Raw genomic sequence first — 3,041 nt, forward strand, 5'->3', positions numbered from 1 at the left:
GAGCGTACTTGAAGTACGTGAGCACCGGAAGCGCAGGAAGCCGCCATTTGCAGCCGTCCTCACCTGAATATCGGCCCGCCCTAATCCAGGTCGAACCGCGCGATGACCGGCACATGGTCCGACGGCTTCTCCCAGCCGCGGGCCGCCTGCAGGATCTCGTAGCCTTTGAAAGCCGGCACCAGGTTCGCGGAGGACCAGATGTGGTCGAGGCGGCGGCCGCGGTTCGACGCCTCCCAGTCTTTCGCGCGGTAGCTCCACCAAGTGTAGAGCTTCTGCTCGGCCGGCACGTTGAGCCGCATCAGGTCGACCCAGCCGCCGGTCTTGCGCATCGCCTCGAAATTCGTCGTCTCGACCGGCGTATGGCTGACGACGTTGAGCAATTGCTTGTGCGACCAGACGTCGTGCTCCTGCGGCGCGATGTTCAGGTCGCCGACCAGGATCGACGCCGACGATTCGTCGCCGCTCGCCGGCACGGAATTCATCTCGTAGACGAAATCGAGCTTGTGGCGGAATTTGCGGTTGATCTCCGGATCGGGCTCATCGCCGCCGGCCGGCACGTAGAAATTATGCACCAGCACCGATTTGCCGCCCGCCTGGACCCTGACCGACAGATGCCGGCTGTCGTCGATCTCGCAGAAGCGCCGCTTCTCAACCAGCTCGATCGGCCGGCGCGCGACGGTGGCGACGCCGTGATAGCCCTTCTGGCCGTGAAACAGGATGTGCTCGTAGCCCGCCTTGCGGAATGCCTTCTCCGGGAACAGCTCGTCCGGCACCTTGGTTTCCTGCAGGCAGAGCACGTCGGGCGCGCGCTCCTTCAACAGCCGCTCGACGATCGGCATGCGCAGGCGCACGGAGTTGATGTTCCAGGTGGCGATGGTGAAGGGCATGCGGTGGGGTCCGAGATAAAGCGCAAGACCTGCCAGCAGGGGGATGGGCATGACAGGAAATGACGCCGTTGTGGAAAGAGTCAGTGCCGGACCCTGCCAGCGACCGGCAGCGAAGACAAGCCGAAGCATGCCGCCGATCCTCGAGATGGCCAAGGCTTCCCAACTTCGTCATCCTAGGGCGAAGCGACGAGCGTAGACCCTAGGATCCATGCCGTTCGATCGACGCTAAGCCAGCGGTGCAAATGAAGCGCTTGCCGTGCGCATCTGGTGTCGCATTCTGAACCTCCGCATCCTTCGGCAGAGGTAACGGCATGGATCCTAGGGTCTGCGCTCCGCTTCGCGTCGCTTCGCCCTAGGATGACGAAGGCTTTGGACCGGCGCGCTAAATGGAAGTCAGCGCGTCTTCGTGTTCAGCTCGCGGTTCGCCGTGTAGTCGATCGCAAACGTGTCGGCCGGGAAGCTAACGCCTTCCTTGGTGTTGAAGATCATCACCGTCGTGTCCTTGCCTTGCGCATCGGTGATCGTCCACTGGCGCAGATCATAGGTCTTCGGGTCGAACATCATGGTGATCATCGCGTTGCCGAAGACCGACTTGTCGGAAAGCTTGATGGTCGTAAGGTCGTCCTCTTCCTTGACGGCCTTGACGCGCCCGCCGGAGAGGTCGATCCGGTCGTCGAGCAGCAATTTCAACGGCGTCTTCGACAGCGGGTAGAGATCGGATGTGTTGAGCTTCTTGTTGAGGATCACCACCGACTTTCCGTCGGAGATGACGCGGAAGTTCGAAGAGCCGTCATAGTTGAAGCGGATCTTGCCCGGGCGCTCGAGAAAGAACTTGCCGCCGGTCTGCTCGCCCTTCGGGCCGAACTGGACGAACTCGCCGCTCATCGACTTCACCGAGGAGAAATGATCGGCGATCTTCTGCGCCGCCGGCGGCACCGCCGCCTGCGCGGCCGCCACAAGCTGGTAGCCGGGCACAAGGTTGAGAGCGGCAGCTCCGCCAAGCATCAAGCCGAGGCCGAGGAGCTGGCGGCGGGTGATGGCGAATTCGGTCTGGGTGTTCATGCCGGTCACTTCCTGTGATTCGTGTCGTGGCAGTATGTGGACTCCCACTAGGGCCTAAGTTTGGCGGGTGCGCGACAACTTCGCACAAACGCGCCAGACGATTTCCGGTTGCCTGCTGACCTACGTCTGGTCGGGCCAAGGTTGCCAAGATTCAGGTCAGGCCGGCCTCACCTGAATATCGGCAAACCCTAGAACTTGTCGTCCTCGGTCGGCACCAAAATCTCGCGTTTGCCGGCATGGTTGGCCGGGCCGACAATGCCTTCCTTCTCCATCTTCTCGATGATCGAGGCGGCGCGGTTGTAGCCGATGCCGAGCCGCCGCTGGATGTAGCTGGTCGAGGCCTTGCCGTCGCGCAGCACCACCGCCACCGCCTGGTCGTAGGGATCGTCGGAATCCTCGAAATTGCCGGCGCCACCGCCGCCGGAACCACCCTTGCCGGACGGGCCATCCTCGTCCTCTTCCTCATCGTCCTCCGTGATGGCGTCGAGATATTCCGGCACGCCCTGCAGCTTCAGATGCGCGACGATCCGCTCGACCTCGTCGTCCGAGACGAACGGACCGTGGACGCGCTGGATGCGCCCGCCGCCGGCCATGTAGAGCATGTCGCCCATGCCGAGCAGCTGCTCGGCGCCCTGCTCGCCAAGGATGGTGCGGCTGTCGATCTTCGACGTCACCTGGAAGGAGATGCGGGTCGGGAAATTCGCCTTGATCGTGCCGGTGATGACGTCGACCGAAGGACGTTGCGTTGCCATGATGACATGGATGCCGGCGGCGCGCGCCATCTGCGCCAGCCGCTGCACCGCGCCTTCGATATCCTTGCCGGCCACCATCATCAGGTCGGCCATCTCGTCGATGATGACCACGATATAGGGCATCGGCTCGAGATCGAGGTTCTCGGTCTCGTAGATCGCCTCGCCGGTCTGGCGGTCGAAGCCGGTCTGCACCGTGCGCGAGATTTTTTCGCCCTTGTTCTCCGCTTGCTGAACGCGTGCGTTGAAGCCGTCGATGTTGCGCACGCCGACCTTGGACATCTTGCGGTAGCGGTCCTCCATCTCCCGCACGGTCCATTTCAGCGCCACGACCGCCTTCTTC

The 3,041-nt window shown here is 62.7% G+C and carries 3 protein-coding genes; all 3 read right to left on the bottom strand.

What is annotated here, in order from left to right:
* Positions 1 to 80: 80 nt before the first annotated feature.
* Entirely contained in the window at positions 81 to 887 is an 807-nt protein-coding gene (gene xth / locus EOA27_RS29560; RefSeq protein ID WP_126083649.1) for an exodeoxyribonuclease III, read from the bottom strand.
* 393 nt (positions 888 to 1,280) lie between these two features.
* Positions 1,281 to 1,949: an outer membrane lipoprotein carrier protein LolA gene (locus tag EOA27_RS29565; RefSeq protein ID WP_042645542.1), complete on the bottom strand. Its 669-nt coding sequence runs from the start codon at positions 1,947 to 1,949 to the stop codon at positions 1,281 to 1,283.
* A 188-nt stretch (positions 1,950 to 2,137) separates the two neighbouring features.
* Positions 2,138 to 3,041: FtsK/SpoIIIE domain-containing protein (locus tag EOA27_RS29570; RefSeq protein WP_145970605.1), on the bottom strand; the 904-nt coding region annotated here is incomplete at its 5' end.

Source organism: Mesorhizobium sp. M2A.F.Ca.ET.037.01.1.1 (genome assembly GCF_003998075.1).
Classification (GTDB): domain Bacteria; phylum Pseudomonadota; class Alphaproteobacteria; order Rhizobiales; family Rhizobiaceae; genus Mesorhizobium.